Genomic DNA, 26,296 nt, shown 5'->3' with positions numbered 1-26,296 from the left:
CAGGACATGAACGGACAACGAACCAAAACCACCGCACGGCTGCTCGCCGGCCTGCTGCTGACCGTGCCGCTACTGGCCGGTGCCAGCACCCTTGAACGCGTGCGTTCGAGCAATACGTTGAACCTCGGCTACCTGCCGGAATTCGCCCCCTTCAGTTACAAGGAAGGTGACAAGGTTCAGGGGTATGCCATTGGGCTTTGCGAAAAAATCGCCGATAAGGTCAAGGCCGAACTGGGGTTGCCCGAGTTGCAGGTGCGCTACCAGCCTGTCACCACTGCTGATGAGATCAGTGCGGTCAGCTCGGGCAAGGTCGACATCCTTTGCACGCCGACACCACGGACACTTGAGCGACGCAAGTCAGTGAGCTACTCAGTGCCGATCTACACGGCCGGCCTCTCGGTGGTGGTGCACCAGGATGCCCCGGCACCGCTGCTGGAAGTACTAAACGGCAAAGTGGCCCATACCGGGCCGACCTGGCGTGCAACCATCAACCATGGGCTGACCAATCAGACGTATGTCACCACCAAGGGCGGCGTGACCGAGGCGTGGATTCGTCAGCAGATGCGCTTGCTCGGCGTGGTCGCTACCCTGATCACGGTCGACACCACCGCCGCCGGTCTGAAATTGGTCGCAGAAGGCAAAGCGGATGCCATGTTCAGCGAACGGATGATGCTCAGGAATCTCCTCGACAACCATTACCCCACCGGAAACCTGGTCCTGCTGGAGCGCATCTTTGAGTACGCCCCGACGGCCATGGCGGTGCCGCGTGACGATGAAGACTTCCGTCTGCTGGTTGATACCACGCTGAGTGAAATGTACCGATCCGGCGAGATTGAACAGGCGTACGACAAGTACCTGGAAGGCGCCAACGAAACGACCCGCAAGCTGTTCAAGGTCTATGCGCTACCTTAGCACCGGTGAATTTTGAGATGTCGTGGCACTGGAAAATGCGCGTAATCAAGTTACCTGTATTCGCGTGTATGCCAAAGGCGCAACAGGTAAATGGTTGAACTCTGAATTTCGTAACGCAGTTCGTAGTGGCCGATCAGGATTCGACGCACGTCGCGCGGTTCGAATTCTTCCAGGCGCTCACCAATGCGCGGATTAACCAACAAGGTGCTTGGGGCAGCGGTGAGTTGTTGAACAGTGTGTATGGCCGCAGCTTTGTTCACCGTGGCCAGAAATTCATACAAACGGGCAATGTCGAAAAGTGCCTTGCTAGTCCACTTCAATTCCATTAACGCGGTACCGGCAGCGGGAAATCTGTACTGAGACTTTCGGCCCAGGCCTGGACAGCCTGATGATCGATCACGTGGCCAGCGTCCACATCAGCCAAGGCTTCACGCGTCAGACGACTGCGCTCTTCTTCTTGATCGATCCAGGCAGACAGCGCTTGCTTGACGATCCAGTTCTTGGAACGTTCAAGGCGCTCGGCAATCTCGTCGACCCTTTCGGCTAGATCCACAGGGATATGAGCCGTCACAGATCGGGTTTTGACGGTAGTAGCCATGATCATCACTCCAATGCTGCGCAGAGCAGCAGTTTCTCATTTGAGTACATTCGGGCACCAAGTCCGAGGCGGTGTTCGCACACCTGACCTTTAGAATAGTCGAAGGCTAACCGCCCTTAAATCACAATACATCATTATGATCCAAATCAAATCATAACTAATCACTTTGGGCGGCAAGGCCATGATGTGCGGTCGGGCAATTCCTCATCTTGCGAAAAGGCCTGCCAAAAAAAACAGGAGCGCGGCAAGCCGGGCTCCTGTTTTTTTTGCCTGGGCCTAGTGCATCAACAGCACTTGGGCCCGGCCTTGCTGCCATATCGAGCTTCCTGGCGTTCCCGGAAGAACACCTCGTAACTCATCACCGGTTTGTCCGGGTGTTTATTCTGCATGTGCTCGACGTAGGTGTCGTAATCGGGCATTCCCACCATCAGGCGTGCGGCCTGACCGAGGTATTTACCGAGGCGACTCAGGTCATTGAACATGCGGAATGGCCTGGAATGGCGCTTCTTTATCCGTACGCTCTTTGGTGCCCCAGGCGGCGATACCGACCTTGAGGGCGAAGAACAGGATGCTGAAGACCACGAACAGGAACAGCGCCGTCAGTGTTGCGTTGGTGTAGGCGTTGTAGATCACGTGCTGCATCTGGTCGATGCTCTTGGCCGGGGCCAGCACCTGACCGTTGGCCAGCGCGTCGCTGTACTTCTTGGCCAGGGCCAGGAAACCAATGGCCGGGTTGGCGTCGAACAGCTTGATGTAGCCCGCAGTCACCGTGCAAATCAGCAACCAGACTGCTGGCAGCATGGTGACCCACACATAACGCTGACGCTTCATCTTGATCAGTACAACGGTCGCCAACATCAGCGCGATACCGGCCAGCATCTGGTTGGAGATACCGAACAGTGGCCACAAGGTGTTGATGCCACCCAATGGGTCGATCACGCCTTGGTACAGCAAGTAGCCCCACATCGCCACGCAACCGGCGGTGGCGATCAGGTTGGCGGTCCAGGAGTCAGTGCGCTTCAGCGCCGGCACGAAGGAGCCCAGCAAATCCTGGAGCATGAAGCGACCGGCACGGGTACCGGCGTCGACAGCGGTCAGGATGAACAGTGCTTCGAACAGGATCGCGAAGTGGTACCAGAACGCCATGGTGTTTTCACCCGGCAGCAGTTGGTGCAGGATCTGCGCGATACCGACCGCCAGGGTCGGCGCACCACCGGCACGGGCCAGGATGCTGGTTTCGCCAATGTCATGGGCCACCGCTTGAAGAGCTTCCGGTGTAATGGCAAAGCCCCAGCTGCTAACGGTTTGAGCGACGGAAACCGCATCCGCACCGACCAATGCCGCCGGACTGTTCATCGCAAAGTACACGCCCGGCTCGATCACCGACGCGGCAACCATCGCCATGATGGCCACGAACGACTCCATCAACATGCCGCCATAACCGATGTAACGGGCATGCCCTTCATTGGCCAACAGCTTCGGCGTGGTGCCGGAAGCGATCAGCGAGTGGAAACCCGAGACCGCGCCACAAGCGATGGTGATGAACAGGAACGGGAACAGTCCGCCCTTCCACACAGGGCCCGTGCCGTCGATGAATTGGGTCAGCGCCGGCATTTTCAGATCGGGCATGGTCACCAGAATACCGATGGCCAAGGCGACGATGGTGCCGATTTTCAGGAAGGTCGACAGGTAGTCACGCGGGGCCAGAATCAGCCATACCGGCAATACTGCAGCGACAAAACCGTAGCCAATCAACATCCAGGTGATCTGAATGCCGGTAAAGGTAAAGGCCTTGGCCCAGACCGGGTCAGCGGCAATCTGCCCACCCAGCCAGATCGAGCCCAGCAGCAACAGCACGCCGATCACGGAGATTTCACCGATACGGCCCGGGCGGATGTAGCGCATGTAAATGCCCATGAACATCGCAATCGGGATGGTCGCCATCACCGTGAAAATGCCCCATGGGCTTTCTGCCAGGGCTTTGACCACAATCAGCGCCAGCACCGCGAGGATGATGACCATGATCAGGAAGCAGCCAAACAGCGCGATGGTGCCGGGGATGCGGCCCATTTCTTCACGGACCATGTCGCCCAGGGAACGACCGTTACGGCGCGTGGACAGGAACAGGATCATGAAGTCCTGAACGGCACCCGCCAGCACGACGCCGGCGATCAGCCACAGCGTACCGGGCAGATAGCCCATCTGCGCTGCCAACACCGGCCCGACCAGAGGCCCGGCGCCGGCGATGGCCGCGAAGTGGTGACCGAACAGTACGTGTTTATTGGTCGGCACGAAGTCCAGGCCATCGTTGTTGATGACTGCGGGCGTGGCACGATTGGGGTCCAGCTGCATCACCTTGGTGGCGATGAACAGGCTGTAATAGCGGTAGGCAACGAGGTAGATGGCGACGGCTGCGACTACGATCCAGAGGGCGTTGATCGCTTCGCCGCGGCGCAGGGCCACGACACTTAGCGCAATCGCTCCCAGAACAGCCACGGCAAACCAGGCGAGGTGTTTAGCCAGACGGGGCATAGCGTGTCTCCTGCCGACAGCCAGTGACTGCGGCGGTAATTTTTATAATTGTGTCCGCAGAGCGGAGCTCGCCCAATATCCCCGCATGCCGTCTACAAATAAATCCGCGTTACTACGTACGTGGCATCTACGTAGTTCTACGTAGACGAAGTTGATTTCCTGTGGGAGCGAGCCTGCTCGCGAAGGCGGTGTGCCAGACGACATTGATATTGAATGACCGATGGCATTCGCGAGCAGGCTCGCTCCCACAGGTTTTGGCCTATGATGCCGGGCCTTTGCCTTCCCTCGGTCAGGAGCCAGGATGCAGCTCAAACACAAAATCGTCGCGCTCGGGATTCTGCCGCTGGTGTTGGCCATCGCGGTGATCTGCGCGCTGGTTATTTCGCTCAACCGACACCTGGGCGACCAACAGGCGCAGCTGATCGAAGACAGTATCCTGGCCAGCAAGCGTGCCGAACTTAAAAACTACGTTGAAATGGCGCAAAGCCTCATAGCGCCGCTGTACGACGACGGCCACGGCGACGCGCACGCCCAGCGGCAAGTCCTGGAAGAACTGCGCAAGCTCAGCTTCGGCATCAATGGCTACTTCTTCGTCTACGACCGTGAAGGCCGCAGCCTGATGCACGCGCGCCAGACCGAACTGGTGGGCAAGTACCTGTGGGACATGAAAGACGCGCACGGTTTACCGGTGATTCAGGCACTGCTCAAAAGTGCGCAATCAGGCGAAGGCTTTCAGCGCTACGCCTGGAATAAACCTTCTTCTGGCCAGGTGACCGACAAGCTCGCCTACGTGGTGATGCTGGACCATTGGGGCTGGATGCTCGGCACCGGTATTTACCTTGAGGACGTTGAACGCGCCACCCAACAGGCGCGTGACGAAGTGGCTCAGGGCATCCGCAAAACCATGCTGGCGATTGCCGTCGTGGCGCTCGTGGCGGTGCTGTTCGTGTTTGCCAGCGGCATGACCCTCAACGTCAGCGAGCATCGCCTGGCGGACAAAAAGTTGCAGCGTCTGACCCAGCGTATCGTCAGCCTGCAAGAGGAAGAACGTTCAAGGGTGTCCCGGGAGCTGCACGACGGCATCAGCCAGTTGCTGGTGTCGATCAAGTTTCGCTTCGAACTGGCCAGCCACCTGCTGGAGAATGAACAGGGGCATGACAAGGGGTTGAACACGTTAAAGGACGCCACCGAACGCCTGGGAGAAGCCATTGGTGAGGTCCGCAGCCTCTCGCACGACCTGCGTTCATCGTTGCTCGACACCTTGGGCCTGCCCGCAGCCATTGGCCAGCTCGCCGCCGAATTCGAGCAACGCAGCGGTCTCAAAGTGACCTACGACGACAATGAATTCGCCTGTCACCTGGTCGATGGCGCGGCCGTCGCGCTGTTCCGGATTGTGCAAGAAGGCCTGACCAATATCGAACGCCACGCTCAAGCGAAAAACGTTTCCATCACGCTGCACGGTGCTGAAGAATCGGTCCGCCTGAGCGTGGTCGATGACGGTATCGGTTTCAACGTCTCCCAGGTCGAACGTCGCCATGCGGGCATTGGCCTGCGTAATATCCGTGAACGTGTCGAGCATTTTGGCGGACGTTTCGAACTGATATCGGTGCCGGGCAGAAGTGAACTGGACGTGCAGCTGCCGATGAAAGCGCCCGCAACGAAACGCTGACCGCCCCCTTAAAACAAGAGTGGATACCCGCAATGAACCTGCCCTACCCGATCCGCGTCGCCTTGGTCGACGATCACTCTCTGGTCCGCGACGGGATCAAAGCGCTGCTGGCGGTCATGGCGCCCCTGGAAGTGGTGGGCGAAGCCGAAAGCGGTGCACAGGCGATCGAGATGGTCGGACGTTGCCAGCCGGACCTGTTGCTGGTCGACATCAGCTTGCGCGACATGAACGGCCTGGAGCTGACGCGCGTGCTTCGCAGCCAATACCCTTCGCTCAAGGTCCTGATGCTGAGCATGTACGACAATTACGAATACGTGAGCGAGTCCGTTCGTGCGGGCGCCAGTGGCTATGTGCTGAAAAATTCTCCATCGAGGGAAATCATTGCCGCCATCGAAGCCATTGCCAGCGGCGGTACCTTCTACAGTGCCGAAATTGCCCAGCGGCTCATCGCCGATAAAACCACCGACAACGAGCTGACACCGCGCGAGAGCCAGGTGTTGTACAAAATGGCGCAGGGCCTGAACAACAAGGAAATGGCCCGCGAGCTGGACATCAGTGTGCGGACGGTCGAAACCCATCGCTTGAGCATCCGTCGCAAACTCAATATCGACAAACCGGCCGCGCTGGTCAAATACGCGATCGATCACGGGATTATTTCGCGGTAAGAAAAAAAAACGTCGACCGCTCGACATTTCTCTCGGACGTCTATGCTCCAGTAATCTTTCTTGGCTGGACACAGCGCAATGCCCCAAGGTCTATCCCTTAAGTTGCAGCCAGGCCATCTCATTCTGCTAGGGGCGCTGGCCCTGAGCGGTTGTATTCGTCTGGGACCGGACTTCCAGCCGCCGGCTGAGGAGTGGATCAAAACATGGGACACCCCTTCCCTCGAACAAGCGAGCCAACGCGGGCCTAATCCGGATCTGCGACAGTGGTGGCAAATCTTCCGCGACCCGGTGCTCAACAAACTGATTGCCCAAGCGGATGCTTACAACTCCAGCCTTAAAATTGCCGGCTTGCGCGTCATGGAGTCCCGCGCCCAACTGGGTATTACGCAAGCCGGGCTGTACCCGCAATTGCAGCAAGTCAGCACGGACAATTTGTACATTGATCGTCACCAATATGGTGGCAACAATCCGCAGGACTCTAATTTGTGGCAACACAGTGCCGCGTTTGACATAGGCTGGGAGATTGATTTTTGGGGGCGCTTCAGTCGCGCCATCGAGTCGGCCGATGCGGCTTATTTTTCCGCCCAGGCCAACTATGAAGACGCTCTGGTATTGCTGCGTGCCCAGGTGGCGGACACCTATTATTTGTTGCGCACTACAGACTCCCGCTTGCGCGTCGCGCGTGAAAACGCCGCGCAGCAAAAGCGCAATTTCGAAATCACCGAAAAACTGTTCAACAGCGGCCAGGATGCCGAACTCGATCTGCAACAGGCCAAAACCCAATACCTGGGCACATTGGCCAGCATTCCCAATCTCCTGGACCAGTTGCAACGCACGCGTAACGCCTTGGCCGTGCTGATCGGGCAACCGCCGGGCAGCCTGCCACAGGTGATCGATAACAATAGTCTGGTCCCGCTGGTCGATCGCGCCGTGCTGCAAGATGTACCGGCCAACCTGCTGCTGCGTCGGCCCGACGTACGTGCCGCCGAACTCAACGTCGCCGCCCAAGGTGCGCTGGTCGGTGTGGCCGAAACCGATTTCTATCCATCGTTGACTCTGCTCGGCAGCATTGTCTGGTCGGCGGACTCTCTCAGTGGCACCTCCAACAGCCTGGACCTGATCGGTGGTCCCAGTCTGCGCTGGAATGTGTTCGATCACGGGCTGATCGCCAACAACGTGCGCGTCCAGGACGCGCGGTTGCAGCAATTGATCGAAGCCTATCGCGATAAAGTTCGTCAGGCTGCTCGCGAGGCCGATGACGCGGCCAACGGCCTGATCCAGTCGTTGGAAAGCGAACGCATCCTGCGCGACGCCGGAGGGGCTGCCGAACGTTCACTGGTGCTGGCCAGCGTGCAATTCCGGGAAGGTTACGCCGATTTCCAACGGGTGCTGGACGCCCAACGTGCGCTGCTCCAACAACAGGACAATTACCTGCTCGCACGCGGTAACGCGGTGAGCAATGTCATCGCCCTGTACAAGGCCTTGGGCGGTGGTTGGTATTCCTCGCTGCCATATGTGGACTCGGCCACCCGCCACGTAATGGAAGAACGCACAGACTGGGGCAACATGCTTGAAGATCCCGCCGCCGCAGTGCCCGCATACCCGCTGCCAGACCAAGGAAAATAACCATGAGTGAAGCCTCGCAGCCCTCCCCCGACGCCTCCGAACCGGTAGCGGCCGACCCGGTGAAAAAAGGCATCAAGTGGGTGTTGATATTGATCATCCTGAGCCTGGTCTGGTACTTGTTGGCCGACCGGTTCACCCCGTATACGCAACAAGCGCGAGTGGGCGCCTTTGTCATTCCGGTCGCGTCGGAAGTCGCGGGCAAGGTCATCCGGGTGAACGTACACAACAATCAGATCGTCAAGGCTGGCGAGGTGCTCTTCGCGGTGGATCCGGTGCCCTACCAGATTGCCGTCGACCGTGCCCGCGCCGACCTTGAGACTGCACGCCGGTCATTAGGAGCCAGCACCGCGGGGATTGCCTCGGCGCAAGCGGCATTGCGCGCCGCCCAGGCCAATGAAACCAAGGCGCGTCAGGAGAATTCGCGCCTCGAAGGGTTGTACCGTGAAGACCCCGGCACCATCTCCGTGCGCGTGCTCGAAATGTCACGCACCACCCGCGATGCGGCAGTCAGTCAAACCGCCGCCGCACGCGCCGAAGTAGAACGCGCCAAAGAAACGGAAGGCGGCGGCGAAGACGTCAACGCCAAGTTGCGCAGTGCCGCCACGACCCTGTCAAAAGCCGAACTGGACCTGGCCAACACGCAAACACGCGCGCGTTCGGCAGGGCTGGTCACCGACCTGCGCACCGATGTCGGGCAATTCGCCTCGGCGGGCGGCCCGGTCATGACCCTGATTACCATTCAGGACATCTGGATCACTGCTGACATGACCGAGAACAATCTCGGTCATGTCAAACCCGATACACCGGTGTCCATTGTGCTCGATTCGCTGCCCGGCGAAGTCTACTCCGGCCATGTACGCAGTGTCGGTTATGGCATCAGCGTCGGGCAGCCGGCCCCGCCCGGTACGTTGCCCGGCATTCAAAACAGTCGGGATTGGCTGCGACCTGCCCAACGGTTCCCGGTCATCATCGAGTTTTCCCAGGAGTCTTTGAGCGCACTGCTTGGCAGTGGTGCCATTCGTGCCGGTGGCCAGGCTGAAGTCATGGCCTTCCCCTCGGAAGGCAATCTGCTCAACCCGCTTGGCCGGTTATATTTAGGCCTGATGAGCTGGCTGTCCTATGCCTACTAAACGTTCCCCACGGGAGCAGCGTGCCTTACGCCTGGCCAGTGGCACGGCACTGTGCCTGGCCATCAGTTTCGGCCTGGCGTTGCCGATACCGTTTCTCGCGCCGGTGTTGTGCCTGATCCTTCTGGCCGCGGTCAATCGCCCGTTGCCTTTCAAGGCGGCGATTGTTCTCGCGCTGGTGGCGATGCTGACCACGGGTATCGGCCTGGTCTTGATCCCGATCCTGCGCTACTACCCGGTGACCGGCGTGCTGCTGGTCACCGTCAGCCTGTTCATGGTCTTCCGGTGGGGGCTCAGTGGCGGCAATAACCTGATCGTGACCTTGCTGGTGATGGGCCTGACCATGATTTCCTCGGCAGGCGTCGCCGAGTTCGAAGCGGCGGCAATGGTCATTGGGGCGCTAGTCAAGGGATTGTTGATGGCGGTGATGGTGGTTGGGATCAGCCATTGGCTTTTCCCCGAACCTGCCAATGCGCCGTCGCCGCCCGCTGCCAAACCGCCAGTGGGCGAAGAAGCCAGTCGGATTGCGTTGCGTGCGACCTTGATTGTCTTGCCGACGTTCCTGCTGGCAATGATCGACCCTGCGAGTTATCTGCCGATTATCCTGAAAGCGGTCGGCCTGGGGCAGCAATGCAATACGACTGACGCTCGCAATGCCGGTCGCGAACTGGTCGGTGCCACGTTGCTCGGCGGCTTGTTGGCCATCGTGTTCTGGTGCGTTCTGAGCCTGTTTGTGCACCTATGGATGTTCTACCTGTGGACGCTACTGTTCGGCCTGATCCTGGCGCGCAAGCTGTACGCCTTGAGCCCGAGCCGGTTTGGCCCGGGGTTGTGGCTCAACACCTTTATCACCTTGATCATCCTGCTGGGCCAGTCCGTGCAGGACAGCGCTTTGGGCAAAGACGTCTACACCGCCTTCGCCGTACGCATGGGGCTGTTCATCGCGGTCACACTGTACGCCTGCCTGATGGTCCGGCTACTTGACCGGCAACCCCGGGCACAGGCTCAGGGCGTCACCTGATACCCCTTCCCTTGCAGGCAACTGGTATAGGCCGTCGAGGTGGTGGCAGCACTGGTTTTCTCATCAGCCCGGCGCTCCTGACGCTGACGCGAACCACCGACGACGACACCGGCTGCCGCCGCGCCTTTAGCTTGATCCTGCCGATACTCCTGCTTCACGTCGTCGTTGGCGCCGTCGTAAAACTCGTCATGCTGGCGCCCGCGCGTTTCGGCTGCGACGGCGCCGGCCGCAGCACCGACCGCCGCTCCACGCATCCGTCCTCCCGAACTGGAAGTATCGGTCGAAGCCGCCTGACTGGCCGCCACGCTATGGCATTCGTTGATGTCCAACTGGGTTTGTTGTGAGGTCTGGCCTTTGGTGGGCACCACGGTTTCAGCCCAGCCTTGCGCAGATGACACCGACAACGCAACGCACAGGCTGATGGAAGACAACTTATGCATGAGGATCTCCTGCGCGACACCCCGTGAGCTGTTGCCCACCGATCCCGCGTGTGATTAAGCCTATTGCAGTGTAGATCATGAAACTTTTCGATCGTTTCATTCTGATGACCTAACCTCAAAGGCTGAGTGACCAAACACGGAGCCGCGCACGCCTATGCGTCATACATTGATGTCAGTGATTTTCGTCGCGCTCGCGTTATTGGTGCAAAGTGGCGCAGCCCTGTACGCTGCTGAACCGACGCCGTCTTCAATCATTGCCTCGGAAGCGCCGCCGGTGGTGGTGTCTTCGAGTGAACTGCAAGCCCTGCAAATGCGGCTGGACCTGATTAAACAACAGGTGTCAGTGGCCAATAACGTCACCCTGATGGTCGGCCTGCAGGATTCCGTTCAGGTGTTTATCAAGGACGTGGACACCCTGCAGTCATCGCTTCTGCCGGAACAAAAACAATTACAAGCTCAACTTGATGTATTGAGCGGCCCCGTTTCTCTCGGTGATGTCGCGGTAGAGAAATCGGACATTACCACCCAGAGGACGGATATTTCCGAGCAAAAGAAAACGATCGACGCCACCTTGAAGAACCTGGCGGCCCTGCGAGGCAGCGCCGTCGAACTGCTGACTCAAATTGCCGCCATTCGGCGCAGCCTGCTGGAAAGCGAAGTCACGCTTCGCAGTGGCAGCGTCCTGGCACGGGATTTTTGGGAGCCGTTGATCAATCCGCTGGCGGAAGATCGCCTGCGCCTCAACGATTTCATTGACCAGACCCAAAAAGCCCTCGCGGCCGCCTGGCAACCCGACAAACGTCTGGTTACGGGCCTGCTGATCGTGCTGGCCCTGGCCATCTGGATCTGGGGCCGTAGAGTCGCCGATCAGGGGCTCACCTGGATTTGCATACATCGCCTTCCTGTAGGGCGATTGCGTCGAAGCGCGCTGGCGCTGGCGTCGGTATTTGCAACCGTATTGACCACCGCCTTTGCGTTGCAATTGGTGTTTTATGCACTGACGCGACATCAGCCGTTATCGCCCATGATGCAGACCTTCGCCGAGGAATTCGAAAAACTCATTTATACCTGCGTCTTGATCACCGGGTTGAGTCGGGCAATGCTGGCGAACCAGCACCCCTCCTGGCGGCTACCGGATATCGACGACTCCGTCGCCGAGGCGATGAAGCCCTTCCCCAAAATACTGGCCGCCACCCTGCTGATATTGGTCACGGTGGCGCAAATCACCAATGTCACGGGCATGAGTGGCCCCGCCGTTCTGTTGGGACGAGGCTTGATCGCAATTGTGGTCACGGCGCTGCTCATCCTGTTGTTCCGCCGTGCCAGTCACGCTCAAAGAGAGGTCGTGGCCGCCGGCGATGCCTCTGAAGAGAGTAGTACCCTGGCCGGCCTGATTTACTCCGGCACGATTATCGCGCTGATTATCTCCATCTTTGCGCTGTTGATCGGCTACGTCTCCCTGGCAAGGTTCATCACTTACGAACTGGTCTGGGCGTTCATCATCCTGTCCGGCTTCTACATCCTGATTCAGTTGTTCAAAGACTGTTGCGAGTACCTGTTCTCACCCAGGAGCCCGAGCGGCAAGGCGATAAAACAATTGCTGGGGGTTGGCGATGTACGGCTTGAGCAAGCCGAGGTCATCTTGTCCGGGGCCGGTCGTGCGGCGTTATTACTGCTGGCCGTCATTTCACTGTTTGTCGGCGGCGTTGGCACCACGCTCGGGCAACTGGTCACCCAAGCGCTGTCCATTCTTGGTGGCGATGGCTTGCGAAAACTGAACATCATCCCGGGTCACTTGCTCAATGCAATCCTGGCCTTGGTGATTGGTGTCTACCTGATTCGGGCGCTGTGTCGCTGGCTCGATGACGAGTTCCTGCCGAAAACCAATATGGACCCTGGCATGTGTGCCTCGCTGAGCACACTGTTCGCCAACGTCGGTTACATCCTGGTGATTCTGCTCACGCTGTCATCGTTGGGCATCGAATGGACGAACCTGGCATGGATTGTCAGTGCCCTGTCGGTCGGTATCGGTTTTGGTTTGCAGGAAATCGTCAAGAACTTCGTCTCCGGCCTGATCCTGCTCACTGAGCGTCCGGTCAAGGTGGGCGACCTGATCAGCATCAGCGGCGTGGAAGGAGATATCCGGCGCATCAACGTCAGGGCCACGGAAATACAACTCAGCGACCGCTCGATTGTGATCGTGCCCAACTCCCAACTGATCTCGCAAAACCTGCGTAACGTGACCCTGGGCGGCAGTGCGCAAGGGGTCGCGACACTTGACCTCGTGTTCCCGCTGGACATCGACCCGGAGCAGGTAAAAGACTTGCTGTACGACTGCTACCAGCAGAACGAAAACATCCTCGATAAACCGGCGGCGTTTGTGCGATTCAGCAAACTCACCCCGGACGGCATCACCTTGAGCATCACCGGTTACGTCAGCAGCCCGAGAATTGTCGGCGTCACCAAAAGCGACCTGTTGTTCGAAATATTGAAACGTCTGGGTGCGGCTGGTATTGCACTGGCGAAACCGGGGAGCTAGGAATAAGTCCGTCGATTTATTCGTTGAGTAAGCGTTGGCTCGCGCGCTTGAGTGTTTCACTCGGCAACTCTTTGAACAACGCCCGATAGCTGCTGGAAAACCGCCCCAAATGCCAGAACGACCAGTTCATCGCTACTTCTGCAACGGTGGTCTCGCTGGGCGTACAGCGGAGCAATTCACGGCGGGCATTGTTCAGCCTTCGCAGACGCAGCCAATGGGTCGGCGTCATCCCGGTGAAGGCCTTGAAGGCATGCTGCAACTGGCGCAGCGACACCCCGGCGACCTGGGAAAGCTCCAGCAGGTTGAGGGTTTCATCCGGGGAATCGGCAGCCCACTCACCGATGCGCTTCATGATCGTGCGCGCTTCGGTGCGACGCTGTAAGCCGCCACGATCAAGGCAAACACTCGCGTTGTCGAGAATGTACAGACAGTCCTCCAGCAACTGCTGCGTCAAGGCTTCCTTGCTCGGTGGGTCGAGTGTTTCTCCCAGGCGGGTCAGCGTGCCGCTCAACCAGCGGCTGAACAATGCGTTCTGCCCCGAGTTCAGCGGCGACATGAACAACCCCTCCAGCTGCGCTACGTTCAAACCCTGACGCTGCACGAACTCCGGACCGAACACCACGGCGATTTCCTGGTAGTTCTCGGGGGTGATCCAGATGTTGCGGCTTTCGCCATTGAGCAGGTAAAGCGCGTTGTCGCTGCGATCAAAACAGAACGCCAGGGAACCTTGGGGCGCACTGAAATTCTGCTCGACCCGGGTGTTCATCTGCTCTTCGTAAATCTCCACGCCGTGCAAGTCCAGGTAGCGCACACGCCCGGCGAAATGCCCCGGAGACATCTGCTGATAGTGCTGTACCCAACCCGGCGTGGCGCGGATTTGCTCGGCGACATCTTCGGTGTTGAAAGCTTGAACCTGTATCGGACTGGACGCTGACATGGGGGACCTTACGCACTCGTTTGGTGCGTTTTGGTGCTGCTTAAAGTGGATAGATGGAACCGCAAGGCTCGCCCAAGATAGTCGTCAACGCGTCTCAGGGGAAGAGTGCGGTGGATGAAACCGCTCTCCCCCGACGTTAATAAAACCAATAACGAGGTCTTTATGAATGTCCCTTTCGATCAGCTGTTCACGTGGCTGAAAGATCACAAGATTACCGAAGTCGAGTGTGTGGTCAGCGACTTGACCGGCATTGCACGCGGCAAAATTGCACCCACCAACAAGTTCCTGCATGAGCGAGGCATGCGCCTGCCGGAAAGTGTGCTTTTGCAAACGGTAACCGGGGACTTTGTCGACGACGACATCTACTACGACCTGCTCGACCCGGCCGATATCGACATGGTCTGCAAGCCAGACGCCGACGCGGTTTACGTGATCCCATGGGCCATCGAGCCCACCGCTATCGTCATCCACGACACCTTCGACAAGTTCGGCAACCCGATTGAATTGTCGCCGCGTAACGTGCTGAAAAAAGTGCTGCAGTTGTACACCGACAAAGGCTGGAGGCCGATTGTCGCGCCGGAGATGGAGTTTTACCTGACCCAGCGTTGCGAAGACCCGGACTTGCCACTGAAAGCGCCGATGGGTCGTTCGGGCCGTGCGGAAAGCGGTCGTCAGTCGTTCTCCATCGACGCCGCCAACGAATTCGATCCCCTGTTCGAAGACGTCTATGACTGGTGCGAACTCCAGGGTCTGGACCTCGACACCTTGATCCATGAAGACGGCCCCGCGCAGATGGAAATCAACTTCCGTCACGGCAACGCGCTGGACCTGGCGGACCAGATCACCGTGTTTAAACGCACCCTGCGTGAGGCCGCGCTCAAGCACAACGTCGCGGCGACGTTCATGGCCAAACCGATTGGCGACGAGCCCGGCAGTGCCATGCACATCCACCAGAGCGTGGTCGACATCGCCACCGGCCAGCCGATTTTCGCCGACGCGGATGGCAACATGAGTGAGCTGTTCCTGCACCACATTGGCGGCCTGCAAAAATATATTCCCAAAGTACTGCCGATGTTCGCGCCCAACGTGAACTCGTTCCGCCGCTTCCTGCCGGACACCTCGGCACCGGTCAACGTCGAATGGGGTGAAGAAAACCGTACCGTCGGCCTGCGCGTGCCGACTTCATCGCCTGACGCCATGCGCGTGGAAAACCGTTTGCCGGGCGCCGACGCCAACCCGTACCTGGCGATTGCAGCCAGCTTGCTCTGCGGTTACCTGGGCATGGTCGAGCGCATCGAACCGAGTGCAGCGGTGCAAGGGCGCGCCTATGAACGTCGCAACCTGCGCTTGCCGATCACCATCGAAGACGCGCTGACGCAGATGGAAGAATGCGCCATCGTCGAGCGTTACCTGGGCAGCAAGTTTGTCCGCGGTTATGTCGCGGTCAAGCGTGCCGAGCACGAAAACTTCAAGCGGGTGATCAGCTCCTGGGAGCGGGAATTCCTGATGCTCAGCGTTTAAACACTTGCCACGGCAACGATCGTTCCCACGCTCCGCGTGGGAATGCAGCCCTGGACGCTCCGCGTCCCATTGGAACGCGGAGCGTCCCTTGAGGCATTCCCACGCAGAGCGTGGGAACGATCATGGGAAGAATCCAATAATTAGAAAGGTGTCGATATGCGTCTATTGAAATCCGTGGTCCCGCTCGCGCTGGCGATGATGTGCAGCGCCGGTGCTCAGGCTCAGCCACAGGTCAGCGTCTATAACTGGACCGATTACATCGGCGAAACCACCCTCGCCGACTTCCAGGCGAAAACCGGGATCAAGGTGATCTACGACGTCTTCGATTCCAACGAAACCCTGGAGGGCAAACTGCTTGCCGGGCGTACGGGCTACGACGTTGTGGTGCCCTCCAACCACTTCCTCGCACGTCAGGTGAAAGCCGGCGCGTTCCTGAAGCTGGACCGCGAGCAACTGCCAAACTTCAAGAACCTCGACCCGAAACTGCTGGCCTTGCTGGAAAAGAACGACCCTCAGAACGCGCATTCGGTGCCGTACCTGTGGGGCACCAACGGCATAGGCTATAACGTCGACAAGGTCAAGCAAGTGCTGGGCATCGATCGCATCGATTCCTGGGCCGTGCTGTTCGAACCGGAAAACATCAAGAAACTCAGCCAATGCGGCGTGTCGATGATGGACTCGGCGGATGAAGTGTTCCCGGCGATGCTCAATTACATGGGCATGGACCCGCGCAGCGAAAATCCCGAAGACTTCAAAAAGGCCGAAGCCAAGCTGTTGGCCATCCGCCCTTACATCACCTATTTCCACTCATCCAAGTACGTGTCGGACCTGGCCAACGGCGACATTTGCGTTGCGTTCGGCTACTCGGGCGACGTGTTCCAGGCCGCCAACCGCGCCAAGGAAGCCAAGAACGGCGTGAACATCGCCTACGCCATTCCCAAGGAAGGCAGCAACCTGTGGTTCGATTTGCTGGCCGTGCCTGCCGATGCCAGCAACCCCAAAGAAGCTCACGCGTTCATCAACTACCTGCTGGACCCGCAAGTGATCGCCAAGGTCAGCGCTACAGTCGGTTATGCCAACCCGAACCCGGCAGCGAAAGAATTCATGGACGCGGAGCTGGTGAACAATCCTGAGGTTTACCCACCCCAGGCCGTCCTCGACAAACTCTACATTTCGACCACCCCGCCCCAGGCGATCATGCGTTTGATGACCCGTTCCTGGAGCAAAGTGAAGTCCAACAAATGAATCAATACACCCACGAACACGCTCACTCCTACTATGCCGCGTCGGCTAACGGCCTGAAGTCGCGCCCCACGCTGACCTCGGACCTGGTGGCCGACGTCTGCGTGATCGGTGGCGGTTTCACCGGCATCAACACGGCCATCGAACTGGCGCAGCGCGGGCTCTCGGTGATCTTGCTGGAGGCCCGACGGATTGGCTGGGGCGCCAGCGGACGCAACGGCGGCCAGTTGATTCGCGGCATCGGTCATGACGTCAGCGGATTTGCAAAGCATGTCGGTGCCGAAGGTGTGCGCTATCTGGAACGTGCCGGTATCGAATCGGTGCACGTGGTGGGCAACCGGATCCGCGAACACGGCATCGACTGCGATCTGCGCTGGGGTTTCTGCGAGCTGGCGAATACTGCGGCGCAATTCGCCGGACTGAAGGCCGAACACGCGCAACTTGTGGAGTCGGGTTACGCCCACGAAACGCGTTTGTTCGAATCCGGGCAGATCCGCGAGCACGTGGTGAACTCCGGCGTGTATGCCGGTGGCTTGGTGGACATGGGCTCGGGGCATTTGCATCCTCTGAACCTGGTCCTCGGCGAAGCCAACGTTGCGCAATCACTGGGCGTACAGATTTTCGAGCAGAGCCCGGTGCTGGAGTTGATCCATGGCAGCACCGTGCAGGTACGCTGCGCCAGTGGCACGGTACGTGCCGGCAGCCTGGTGCTGGCCTGCAACGCGCATCTGGAGGAACTCGAACCCAAACTCAGCGGCAAGGTGCTCCCGGCGGGCAGTTACATCATCGCCACCGAGCCTTTGTCGGAGGACGCTGCCGCCCAACTGATCCCGCATGACGTCGCCCTGTGCGATCAGAAAGTCGGCCTGGATTACTACCGGCTCTCGGCGGACCGGCGCTTGCTGTTCGGTGGTGCCTGCCATTATTCCGGGCGCGATCCGGCCGATATCGCGGCGTACATGCGTCCGCAGATGCTCAAGGTATTCCCGCAATTGGCGAAGGTGCGTATCGACTACCAATGGGGCGGCATGATTGGCATCTCCGCCAATCGATTCCCCCAGGTCGGCCGTTTGAACCAGCACCCGAACGTGTTCTACGCCCAGGGCTACTCCGGCCATGGCCTGAACGTCACCCACTGGTGCGCCAAACTGTTGGGCGAGGCCATCCACGCCGGCCACAGTCAAGGCTTCGACGTCTTCAGCGCTGTGCCGCACATGACCTTCCCTGGTGGCCGCACCCTGCGTTCGCCACTGCTGGCGCTGGGTATGCTTTGGTATCGGATGCGGGAAATGCTGGGTAGATGACGCTTATCTGAATGCTTCTGCGAGGGGGCTCACCCCTCGCGCCTCCTGCCGGTTTCAGTTGGCGGGCCTCCCCCCTGTTAACGCCGCCCCTCACCGTTCAAGCCCAGTCAGTCCCCCCTCACCCTGAACTTTATTCATGCGCGGCAAGAACGTTGTCATTGAATGAAAAGAGTTTGTCGCCGAATGATTGGTTTCCCAGCGAAAAATGGGCGTAGAAGTCAGCAGCAGCTATTGCTGGATGATGCCGTTGCGCCATACCTGCGACTTAATAGCTCCGATTTACATGCCTCAAATCCTAATAATAATCCCAACAAGGATCGCGTTTTATGCGTGTGAACTTGCCCGTCACCGAGCATGAAAGAGTATTTCCCGCCGAACAACGATTGATATCCATCACCGATCTGGATAGCCGAATCACTTACTGCAATGACGCGTTTGTTGCCATCAGTGGTTTCACTGGCGACGAATTGGTCGGCCAGCCCCATAACTTGATTCGACACCCCGACATGCCACCTGGGGTATTCATTCATATGTGGCACACCATCAAGCAAGGCAAACCCTGGCTGGGTATTGTGAAAAACCGCGCGAAAAATGGTGATTTTTATTGGGTCAGTGCCTACGTCACACCTATCTATGAAAACGGACGCATGAGTGGTTACGAGTCGGTTCGCTCGGTGCCCACCCGTGATCAGATCCGTCGCGCAACCGCACTCTATGCAAGGATGCGGGCGGGCAAGCCGATCGTTGCCTTGAGCACGCGAATGTTCCGGCCACTGCAACACGCCTGGCCATTACTGATGGCGGGTGGGGTTTCACTGCTGGGTTATCAGTGGCTGCCAAAAACGGCGGCTGAGGGAGCGCTGGTGGCGAGCCTGTGTCTGGCCTGGTACTTGATCGAGTCCCGACATCGCGGGGCCATCGAGCGCACACTGGCCGAGCATCCGAAAGCATTTTCCGACCCGTTGGTAGCGCTCACCTTCAGCGACAACTACGGTCCCCAGGGGCGGCTGGACATGGCCATGCTCAGTGAGGAAGCTCGTTTGCAGACTGCCTTGAGCCGGCTTGTCGATGCCGGGGTCAATGTAAAGGCCAAGGCGGCACAGTCCTCCGAACTCTCTGGTTCACAAGCGCAGTCGCTTGATCGCCAGCGCAGTGAAACGGATCAATCTGCTGCGGCCATCTCCCAGATGGCGGCAACGAACCAGGAAGTGACTCAAAACGTCATCATTACTGCGCAGGCCGCCTATGAAGCGGACGAGTTGACCAAGGAAGGCAGTGAGCTGGCCCGGCAAAGTCTGCACGCCATGGAAGCCATGAATGGGGCCGTCAACGAAATCGGTCAGGCAGTCAACGCCCTGGCGAGCGAGACGCAATCGATCGGCAGTGTCGTGGATGTCATCACGTCGATTGCCGAACAGACCAACTTGCTGGCGCTCAACGCGGCCATCGAAGCGGCCCGGGCAGGTGAGCAAGGTCGGGGTTTTGCCGTCGTGGCCGACGAGGTGCGCTCCCTGGCACAACGCACCCGCACCTCCACCGAGCAGATCCACGGCATCATCGCTTCACTGAACAGCGGTGCCGATCGCGCAGTATCCACCGCCAATAAGGGGGAGCAGATTTCTCGCGACAGCATGCAGCGTGTCGAGGCGGTGCAGTCGGCTCTGGTCGGCATCAGTCAAGCAGTCAGCCGGATCACCGCCATGAGCCAGCAAATGGCATCGGCATCCGAGGAGCAAAGTCATGTGACTGAAGATATCAATCAACAGATCACGCGGATTGCTCAGTTGTGTGATCACAGTGCCGGACAGGCCAAGCAAGGCGCCGCGATCAGCCAGGATCTTGAAGAAATGGCTGAATACCTGCACAGCCTCGCCGAGCGTTTTAACCGGTAGCCATTAGCGCCCGTTCATGACCTGCACGGATGTGGGTCAGCAACCGGCGGGACGCCCATCAACGAACTCGCCAATAACGTCTCCAACCCCATCGGCTTGGCAAAGTAATAACCCTGGGCCTGCCCTGCGCCGATTTCGCGCAGCAAGTCCAGTGTTGCCTCATCCTCGACACCTTCTGCTACCACACTCAGGTCCAGCGATTCGGCCATCCGCACGATCGCCCGGACGATTGCGCGACTGCGAGCACTGGTGGTCAGTTCGAAAATGAACGACTTGTCGATCTTCAAGCCGCTGAAACGGTATTGATGCACATAACTGAGGGATGAAAACCCTGCACCGAAGTCATCGAGCACCACCGACATGCCGTTATCGGCCAATTGCTGCATGGTCCGTCGGGCAATGGCTGGCTCAGCCACCAGCGCACCTTCGGTCAACTCCAGGCAGATTCGCGATGGTGCAACCCCGTGCCGCTCCAACAGTGCAAGTACATCACTGGCGAAGTCCGGGCGCGTCATGCTGTAGCTTGAGCAATTGACGTGCACCGCAGGCCAATTGGCATGTTCGGGTCGTGCGAGGATCGCCGCAACGCTGGTAAGCATGTACAGGTCCAGTCGACCGATCAGGCGCAAGCCTTCGACATCCGGTAAAAACTCGCCCGGCGCGATCACCCGGCCGCCCGGTTGATGCCAACGGACCAGCGCTTCAAGGGCTAACAATTCGCCGCTGTCGACGCTGACAATCGGCTGGAAATACGGCAGCAGTTCGTCAGTCCGTTTGAGCGCATTGCGCAAAGCCCCTTCCCGCTCCATCTGGTCCGAGACTTCACGGCGCACTTCCTGGTTGAACACTGCGAAGCTGTCGCGCCCGGCACTCTTGACTCGGTACATCGCCGCATCGGCATCGCGCAACAAATCGGCTGGCTCGTGATGAAACTGACTGTCGGCGCTGACGATACCGATGCTGCAAGACGAAAAAACTTCGTGGCCACTGATGAAAAACGGCAAGTCAAATGCCACCAGGATCCGTTCAGCGATTTCGATCACCACGTCCAGCGGCGCCTCGGGAGCCAGCACCGAAAACTCATCGCCCCCCAGGCGCGCGAGCATGTCGGTTTCACGTAGACAGCCGCGTAAACGTTGAGCGGCCTGCATCAACAGCAAGTCACCAAAATGATGGCCGAGGCTGTCGTTGACCATCTTGAAACGGTCGAGGTCGATGAACATCACCGCCAGGTGCCCGCCTTCGCTGCCGAACCGCGACCAGGCCTGGCTGAGGCGCTGTTGCAGGTAGGTACGATTGGGGAGCCCGGTCAGCGCATCGTGGGAGTTTTCGTGTTGCAACTTGGCATTGGCGTGGTCGAGTTCACGGGTACGGTTCTGCACCCGCGCTTCCAGCTTGAGGTTGGCGACATGAATCGCTTCGGCGGCGGTGCGTCGCGACAACGCGGTGTCGATGTGACGCGACACGAACGTCAGCAGTTCCTGGTCACGCTGGGTATAGCTCACCTGCGAGGTATAGCTTTGCACCGCCAGCACGCCACGCACCACATCACCATCGAACAGTGGAATGCCCAGCCACGAGTAGGATCGGACAGACTGATTGGCCAGTTCGATTTCACCGTGCGCCGCCAATCGTTCCGCCTCCCCGACGTCAATCAGACAAGGCCGACGCTGACGGATAACGTATTCAGTCAGGCCCCGGCACCCACGCCGTGCCAGCGGGCAGATCGTCTGCCGCTCATCGACATAATACGGAAAGGTCACTTCACTGATTGCATCGTCAAACAGCGCAATGTAGAAATTCTTCGCGAACAGCAAATCATCGACGATGCCATGCAGGGTTCGAAACAACTCCGCCATGTCGCCAGGCTGGCTCGACAGTTCCGCAATCTGGAACAGCGCACTCTGCAGATGCTCCGCGCGTTCTCGTTCTGCCACTTCCTGGCGCAATGCGTCGTTGAGTGCCGAAAGCTCCAGGGTGCGGCGCATCACTGTCTGTTCCAGGTCTTCGCGATGCAGAATCCGGTCCAGCGCCATCGCCACGTGGCGCGCCACCACCAGAAAAAGTGCGCGGTCTTCCGCGCTGTAGGTACGGGAAACGTCGTAAACCTGCATGGCAAGCATGCCAAACACGTCATCCGAGGCGTTTTTCAACGGGGCGCCCATCCAGAATTCGGGACGATCTCCCACGCAGTAGAAACGGTGCTCGGCTTGAGCCGCGAGGATACCGGCGGAGTCGATGAGCAACGGTTGGCCAGAGGTCAACACCTGGCCGGTCAATGACAGGTGCGACGGGTCAAGGAACTCATAGTGCTGGGCCTCAACGGCATCAACGTCGATGATGTCAACGTAATACGGATAATCAATCTTGCCACTGTGCGGGTCATACAACGCGAGATAGAAGTTCTCGGCGTCGATCAGGCTGGCCAGCAGTTGGTGAACCCCCACCAGAAACACCGACCGGTCGCGGGTCGAACTGGCCAGGTAGGTAATTTCATACAGTACACGCTGAGTAATCTGCGCACGGGCAAGGGTATTGGTCTGTAGCTCATTGCCCAGGCGCCGGGCAAACTCGGCGAGCACCGGTTCCGCATCATCATTGACTGGCGCGAGTAGCCAACCCAGCTCACTTTCGCCTCTGCCGGTCGGCCAGCGGTGCAAGCCCCGGCTCAGGCAAAAGGCTTCAAACTCTTCATTGGCAACACTTGATGGCCACGACAGTGCCGGGTCACCCTGCCCGACCCAATGCATTTGTTCGCCGGCGCGGTAAACCACCCACGCAGTGGTATGGGCCCAGCTGCGCGCTGAGGCCAGCAAAGATTCGATGGTGTTTTCGTTGCCTGCGTAGGCCATGCCGAGAGTATCCGAGTTCCCTTTCAGTTGAGGTGCGACAACGTCGCAATCGTTCGATTGCCGCAGGGAGTCGGTCAATGGACGAACACCCATCAGCGCTCCCTTAGCCAAAGAAATGGCGATACTCACTGACTGATTGCTGGCAATATGCCGGAGAGCTTCCCGTTTATAGCGAATACGTTTTTTTATCAATAGTTTTATTCGTTTTACGAGACAGAACAAACAAAAACGCCGCTCAAAGAGCGGCGTTTTTGTGTTTAGAGCGGCAAACGGGATTCACCTGGATATTTGGCGTCTCAGGCGTTGCCGTTCCAGGGGCGGTCTCCGCTCTCGTCTTTGATGCGGGTTGGCAGGCCCATCACATCCAGCGCCTTGAGGAACGGCTCAGCCGGCAGCTCTTCGACGTTGGCCATGCGCTTAACGTCCCATACGCCGCGGGCAACCAGCAGAGCTGCCGCCACGGGAGGTACGCCAGCCGTATAGGAAATGCCCTGGCTGTCAGTTTCTGCGTAGGCGTCTTCATGATCGGCCACGTTGTAGATGAACACCTCGCGCGGCTGTCCATCCTTGGTGCCCTTGACCAGATCGCCGATGCAGGTCTTGCCAGTGTAGCCAGGTGCCAGTGAGCTCGGATCAGGGAGCACGGCCTTGACCACTTTGAGCGGCACGACTTCCAGGCCTTCGGCGGTCTTGACCGGTTGCTCGGAGAGCAGGCCGAGATTCCTGAGCACCGTGAACACATTGATGTAGTGCTCGCCGAAGCTCATCCAGAAACGCACGTTAGGCACGTCGAGGTTCTTCGACAGCGAGTGCACTTCATCGTGGCCGGTCAGGTACAGGTTCTGCGCCCCGACGACTGGCAGGTCATCAGTGCGTTTGACTTCGAACATGGTGTTGCTGGTCCACTGGCTGTTCTGCCAGCTCCACACCTGTCCGGTGAACTCGCGGAAATTGATCTCCGGGTCGAAATTGGTGGCGAAATATTTGCCATGGGAACCGGCGTTGACGTCGAGAATGTCGATCGAATCAATGCGGTCGAAATACTGTTGTTGCGCCAATGCTGCATAGGCGTTGACCACACCCGGGTCGAAACCCACGCCGAGGATGGCGGTGATGTTCTTCTCTTTGCACTCTTCGAGGTGGTTCCACTCGTAGTTGCCATACCAGGGCGGCGTCTCGCAGATTTTGCCCGGCTCTTCGTGGATGGCGGTGTCCAGATAGGCCACGCCGGTATCGATGCAGGCACGCAGCACCGACATGTTGAGGAAAGCGGAACCAACGTTGATGACGATCTGCGATTCGGTTTCGCGGATCAGCGCCTTGGTCGCTTCGACATCCAGAGCGTTCAGCGAGAACGCCTTTATTTCTGCGGGCTGTTTGAGGCTGCCCTTGGCCTTGACGCTGTCGATGATGGCCTGGCATTTGGAGATGTTGCGCGACGCGATAGCAATACGACCGAGTTCATCGTTGTGCTGCGCGCACTTGTGGGCCACCACCTTGGCGACACCTCCTGCGCCAATGATAAGTACGTTCTTCTTCAATTTATCTATCTCTCCTTCTCAGCCAGCTTACGAAAGGCTGGACATGTAGTCGTTGTAACCAAACTCACGAACCACCTCGACACTACCGTCGAGTTGTTTCACTACGATGGACGGCATTTTCAGGCCGTTGAACCAGTTCTTCTTGACCATGGTGTAACCCGCCGCGTCGATGAACGACAGGCGATCCCCGATGGCCAGCGGACGATCAAATTGGTATTCACCGAAAATATCACCGGCCAGGCAGGATTTACCGCACACCATGAAGGTGTGTTCGCCTTCGCTCGGCGCCAGCTTGGCATTCAGGCGATAGATCAGCAGATCGAGCATGTGGGCTTCGATGGAACTGTCCACGACCGCCAGGTGCTTGCCATTGTAAAGCGTGTCGAGCACGGTGACTTCCAGCGATGCGCTCTGAGTGATGGCCGCTTCGCCGGGTTCCAGATAGACCTGTACACCGTATTTTTGCGAGAAGGCCTTTAGACGAGCGCAGAATGCGTCCAGCGCGTAGTTGTCACCGGTGAAGTGGATGCCACCGCCGAGACTGACCCACTCGACCTTGTGCAGCAGATGACCGAATCGCTCTTCGATAGTGCACAGCATCTGGTCGAACAGGTCGAATTCACCGTTCTCGCAGTTGTTGTGGAACATGAAGCCAGAAATCTGCTCGATGACCTGTTCGATCTTCACCGGGTCCCACTCGCCCAGACGGCTGAATGGCCGTGCCGGGTCGGCCAGCAGGTAATCCGAGCTGCTCACCTGCGGGTTGACCCGCAGACCGCGCACCTTGCCTGCTGAAGCCTCGGTGTAGCGCTGCAGCTGGCTGATGGAGTTGAAGATGATCTTGTCGCAGTTCTCGAGCATCTCCTCGATCTCGTCGTCGGCCCAGGCCACGCTGTAGGCGTGAGTCTCGCCAGCGAATTTCTGCCGACCGAGCTTGAGCTCGTAAAGGGACGACGACGTAGTGCCGTCCATGTATTGCTGCATCAGGTCGAACACCGACCAGGTGGCGAAGCACTTGAGCGCCAGGAGGGCTTTGGCCCCGGACTGTTCGCGCACATAGGCAATCTTCTGCATGTTCGCCAGCAGCTTTTGTTTGTCGATCAGGTAATACGGCGTTTTGATCATTTCGAGGCGCCTCCGGCAAGGCCAGCCAAAAAAAGGATGCGCATTGTGCCTTCACTGGCGACAGATCGAAAGTACAGAAAGCGCTTGCCGCGCGAAGTCAGGCTGTCTGGTCTTCACGGTGACGGCGCATGAGAAGGTAACCCGAGAAAAACATCCCTCAATTATAAGAGTGAAATATTTCAGTCATATTTCTGCGCGACACTATTGTTTCACTTTTAAGACAGCCCATCCCACACCCTGACCGCTTGACTGAATCAGCAGTCAACGACGGGTGTACCTGGACTTACGGCAATACAAGGAGGTCAACGATGCGATGCTCGCCAGATGAGATACGCCACCAGATCCTGGACGCTGAATCTGTGTTGAAACGGCTCGATATCGAGATGGAGGGGATTGAGTTTGATCCGCTGCTGCCTTCAAGTGTCACTGCTGCCTGCGCCAGGGTAGATCGTGTAATTGAACATCTATTGGCCCCGTTCAAAGCAAACCCAATCCTTGGGCCGTTAACAAAAGAACTGAAGTCGCAATACATTGACGGTATTGAAGCGAAGGTTGCGCACGCCACGAATGGCAATTGACTGGAATTCTTCGTCGACAGGGCTCCGGTTTAAAACCCGCAAGCATCGCGTTTATCGGGTGATGGGGGGGTAACAGGAAGGTTTTAACCCTCCTGCTATGCTCCATCCACCGTTCATTGACTCAGGTTTAATCACTGAACGGCCAACTCCTGATAATGTTTTTTCAGATTCTAGG

The 26,296-nt window shown here is 58.4% G+C and carries 21 protein-coding genes; 12 read left to right on the top strand and 9 right to left on the bottom strand.

The window, feature by feature from the left end; all coding sequences use genetic code 11:
* Positions 1-6: 6 nt before the first annotated feature.
* Positions 7-912 (top strand): amino acid ABC transporter substrate-binding protein, encoded by a 906-nt coding sequence (locus J2Y56_RS01200; RefSeq protein WP_310348047.1) that lies wholly within the window; start codon positions 7-9, stop codon positions 910-912.
* A gap of 50 nt (positions 913-962) precedes the next feature.
* Here J2Y56_RS01200 and J2Y56_RS01195 read toward each other — a convergent pair whose 3' ends face one another.
* From J2Y56_RS01195 to J2Y56_RS01180, 4 genes are all read right to left on the bottom strand, one after another.
* Entirely contained in the window at positions 963-1,238 is a 276-nt protein-coding gene (locus tag J2Y56_RS01195) for a type II toxin-antitoxin system RelE/ParE family toxin (protein ID WP_310348043.1), read from the bottom strand.
* Positions 1,238-1,510, bottom strand: a complete 273-nt coding sequence (locus tag J2Y56_RS01190) for a CopG family ribbon-helix-helix protein (protein WP_150779863.1) — start codon at positions 1,508-1,510, stop codon at positions 1,238-1,240. The genes J2Y56_RS01195 and J2Y56_RS01190 overlap by 1 nt, the downstream gene beginning before the upstream one ends.
* A gap of 284 nt (positions 1,511-1,794) precedes the next feature.
* Complete coding sequence (locus J2Y56_RS01185; protein ID WP_007949127.1) at positions 1,795-1,992, bottom strand: YbdD/YjiX family protein; 198 nt, start codon at positions 1,990-1,992, stop codon at positions 1,795-1,797.
* Positions 1,982-4,042 (bottom strand): carbon starvation CstA family protein, encoded by a 2,061-nt coding sequence (locus tag J2Y56_RS01180; RefSeq protein ID WP_310348040.1) that lies wholly within the window; start codon positions 4,040-4,042, stop codon positions 1,982-1,984. Before J2Y56_RS01180 ends, J2Y56_RS01185 begins: the two co-directional genes overlap by 11 nt.
* 301 nt (positions 4,043-4,343) lie before the next feature.
* On the opposite strand from J2Y56_RS01180, the gene J2Y56_RS01175 reads away from it, so the two are divergent.
* From J2Y56_RS01175 to J2Y56_RS01155, 5 genes are all read left to right on the top strand, one after another.
* A complete protein-coding gene (locus J2Y56_RS01175) occupies positions 4,344-5,711 on the top strand; it encodes a cache domain-containing protein (protein ID WP_310348037.1) in 1,368 nt (455 codons plus the stop codon).
* A gap of 32 nt (positions 5,712-5,743) precedes the next feature.
* Positions 5,744-6,376 carry a response regulator transcription factor gene (locus tag J2Y56_RS01170; protein ID WP_007949130.1) on the top strand — a complete coding sequence of 211 codons (633 nt, stop codon included), beginning with the start codon at positions 5,744-5,746 and terminating at the stop codon, positions 6,374-6,376.
* A gap of 78 nt (positions 6,377-6,454) precedes the next feature.
* Positions 6,455-8,002, top strand: a complete 1,548-nt coding sequence (locus J2Y56_RS01165) for a TolC family protein (RefSeq protein WP_310348034.1) — start codon at positions 6,455-6,457, stop codon at positions 8,000-8,002.
* Between the two features lie 2 nt (positions 8,003-8,004).
* Complete coding sequence (locus tag J2Y56_RS01160; RefSeq protein WP_310348031.1) at positions 8,005-9,132, top strand: HlyD family secretion protein; 1,128 nt, start codon at positions 8,005-8,007, stop codon at positions 9,130-9,132.
* Complete coding sequence (locus tag J2Y56_RS01155) at positions 9,122-10,150, top strand: DUF2955 domain-containing protein (RefSeq protein ID WP_033049768.1); 1,029 nt, start codon at positions 9,122-9,124, stop codon at positions 10,148-10,150. Before J2Y56_RS01160 ends, J2Y56_RS01155 begins: the two co-directional genes overlap by 11 nt.
* On the opposite strand, the gene J2Y56_RS01150 is transcribed toward J2Y56_RS01155, so the two are convergent.
* On the bottom strand, positions 10,135-10,590 hold the full coding sequence (locus J2Y56_RS01150) for a hypothetical protein (protein WP_150779857.1): 456 nt from the start codon (positions 10,588-10,590) through the stop codon (positions 10,135-10,137). The genes J2Y56_RS01155 and J2Y56_RS01150 overlap by 16 nt on opposite strands.
* Before the next feature lie 154 nt (positions 10,591-10,744).
* Between J2Y56_RS01150 and J2Y56_RS01145 the strand changes: the two genes are divergently transcribed.
* Complete coding sequence (locus J2Y56_RS01145) at positions 10,745-13,129, top strand: DUF3772 domain-containing protein (protein ID WP_310348028.1); 2,385 nt, start codon at positions 10,745-10,747, stop codon at positions 13,127-13,129.
* A 16-nt stretch (positions 13,130-13,145) separates the two neighbouring features.
* Here J2Y56_RS01145 and J2Y56_RS01140 read toward each other — a convergent pair whose 3' ends face one another.
* Positions 13,146-14,066 carry a helix-turn-helix domain-containing protein gene (locus tag J2Y56_RS01140; protein WP_007949136.1) on the bottom strand — a complete coding sequence of 307 codons (921 nt, stop codon included), beginning with the start codon at positions 14,064-14,066 and terminating at the stop codon, positions 13,146-13,148.
* A 162-nt stretch (positions 14,067-14,228) separates the two neighbouring features.
* Here J2Y56_RS01140 and J2Y56_RS01135 point away from each other — a divergent pair, with 162 nt between their 5' ends.
* The 4 genes from J2Y56_RS01135 (at position 14,229) to J2Y56_RS01120 (ending at position 20,025) form a co-directional block, all read left to right on the top strand.
* On the top strand, positions 14,229-15,587 hold the full coding sequence (locus tag J2Y56_RS01135) for a glutamine synthetase family protein (RefSeq protein WP_007949137.1): 1,359 nt from the start codon (positions 14,229-14,231) through the stop codon (positions 15,585-15,587).
* A 156-nt stretch (positions 15,588-15,743) separates the two neighbouring features.
* Positions 15,744-16,832, top strand: coding sequence for a polyamine ABC transporter substrate-binding protein (locus J2Y56_RS01130; protein WP_310348024.1), 1,089 nt, complete (start codon positions 15,744-15,746; stop codon positions 16,830-16,832).
* The gene (locus tag J2Y56_RS01125) at positions 16,829-18,133 is read left to right on the top strand and encodes an FAD-binding oxidoreductase (RefSeq protein ID WP_310348022.1); all 1,305 of its coding nucleotides are present in this window, start codon (positions 16,829-16,831) and stop codon (positions 18,131-18,133) included. Before J2Y56_RS01130 ends, J2Y56_RS01125 begins: the two co-directional genes overlap by 4 nt.
* A 326-nt stretch (positions 18,134-18,459) precedes the next feature.
* On the top strand, positions 18,460-20,025 hold the full coding sequence (locus J2Y56_RS01120; RefSeq protein ID WP_310348019.1) for a PAS domain-containing methyl-accepting chemotaxis protein: 1,566 nt from the start codon (positions 18,460-18,462) through the stop codon (positions 20,023-20,025).
* A gap of 14 nt (positions 20,026-20,039) precedes the next feature.
* On the opposite strand, the gene J2Y56_RS01115 is transcribed toward J2Y56_RS01120, so the two are convergent.
* The 3 genes from J2Y56_RS01115 to J2Y56_RS01105 all read right to left on the bottom strand — a co-directional run bounded on the left by J2Y56_RS01115 (position 20,040) and on the right by J2Y56_RS01105 (position 25,543).
* Complete coding sequence (locus tag J2Y56_RS01115; RefSeq protein ID WP_310348016.1) at positions 20,040-22,970, bottom strand: EAL domain-containing protein; 2,931 nt, start codon at positions 22,968-22,970, stop codon at positions 20,040-20,042.
* 203 nt (positions 22,971-23,173) lie between these two features.
* Positions 23,174-24,418 carry a saccharopine dehydrogenase family protein gene (locus J2Y56_RS01110; protein ID WP_310348012.1) on the bottom strand — a complete coding sequence of 415 codons (1,245 nt, stop codon included), beginning with the start codon at positions 24,416-24,418 and terminating at the stop codon, positions 23,174-23,176.
* A gap of 27 nt (positions 24,419-24,445) precedes the next feature.
* Positions 24,446-25,543, bottom strand: coding sequence for a carboxynorspermidine decarboxylase (locus tag J2Y56_RS01105; protein ID WP_150779849.1), 1,098 nt, complete (start codon positions 25,541-25,543; stop codon positions 24,446-24,448).
* A 308-nt stretch (positions 25,544-25,851) separates the two neighbouring features.
* Here J2Y56_RS01105 and J2Y56_RS01100 point away from each other — a divergent pair, with 308 nt between their 5' ends.
* Positions 25,852-26,121, top strand: coding sequence for a hypothetical protein (locus J2Y56_RS01100; RefSeq protein WP_310348009.1), 270 nt, complete (start codon positions 25,852-25,854; stop codon positions 26,119-26,121).
* Positions 26,122-26,296: the final 175 nt, after the last annotated feature.

It is taken from the genome of Pseudomonas sp. BE134 (assembly GCF_031456105.1).
GTDB lineage: Bacteria > Pseudomonadota > Gammaproteobacteria > Pseudomonadales > Pseudomonadaceae > Aquipseudomonas.
Note: the sequence above shows the minus strand (reverse complement) of the source record. Positions and strands in the feature narration are given on the sequence as shown.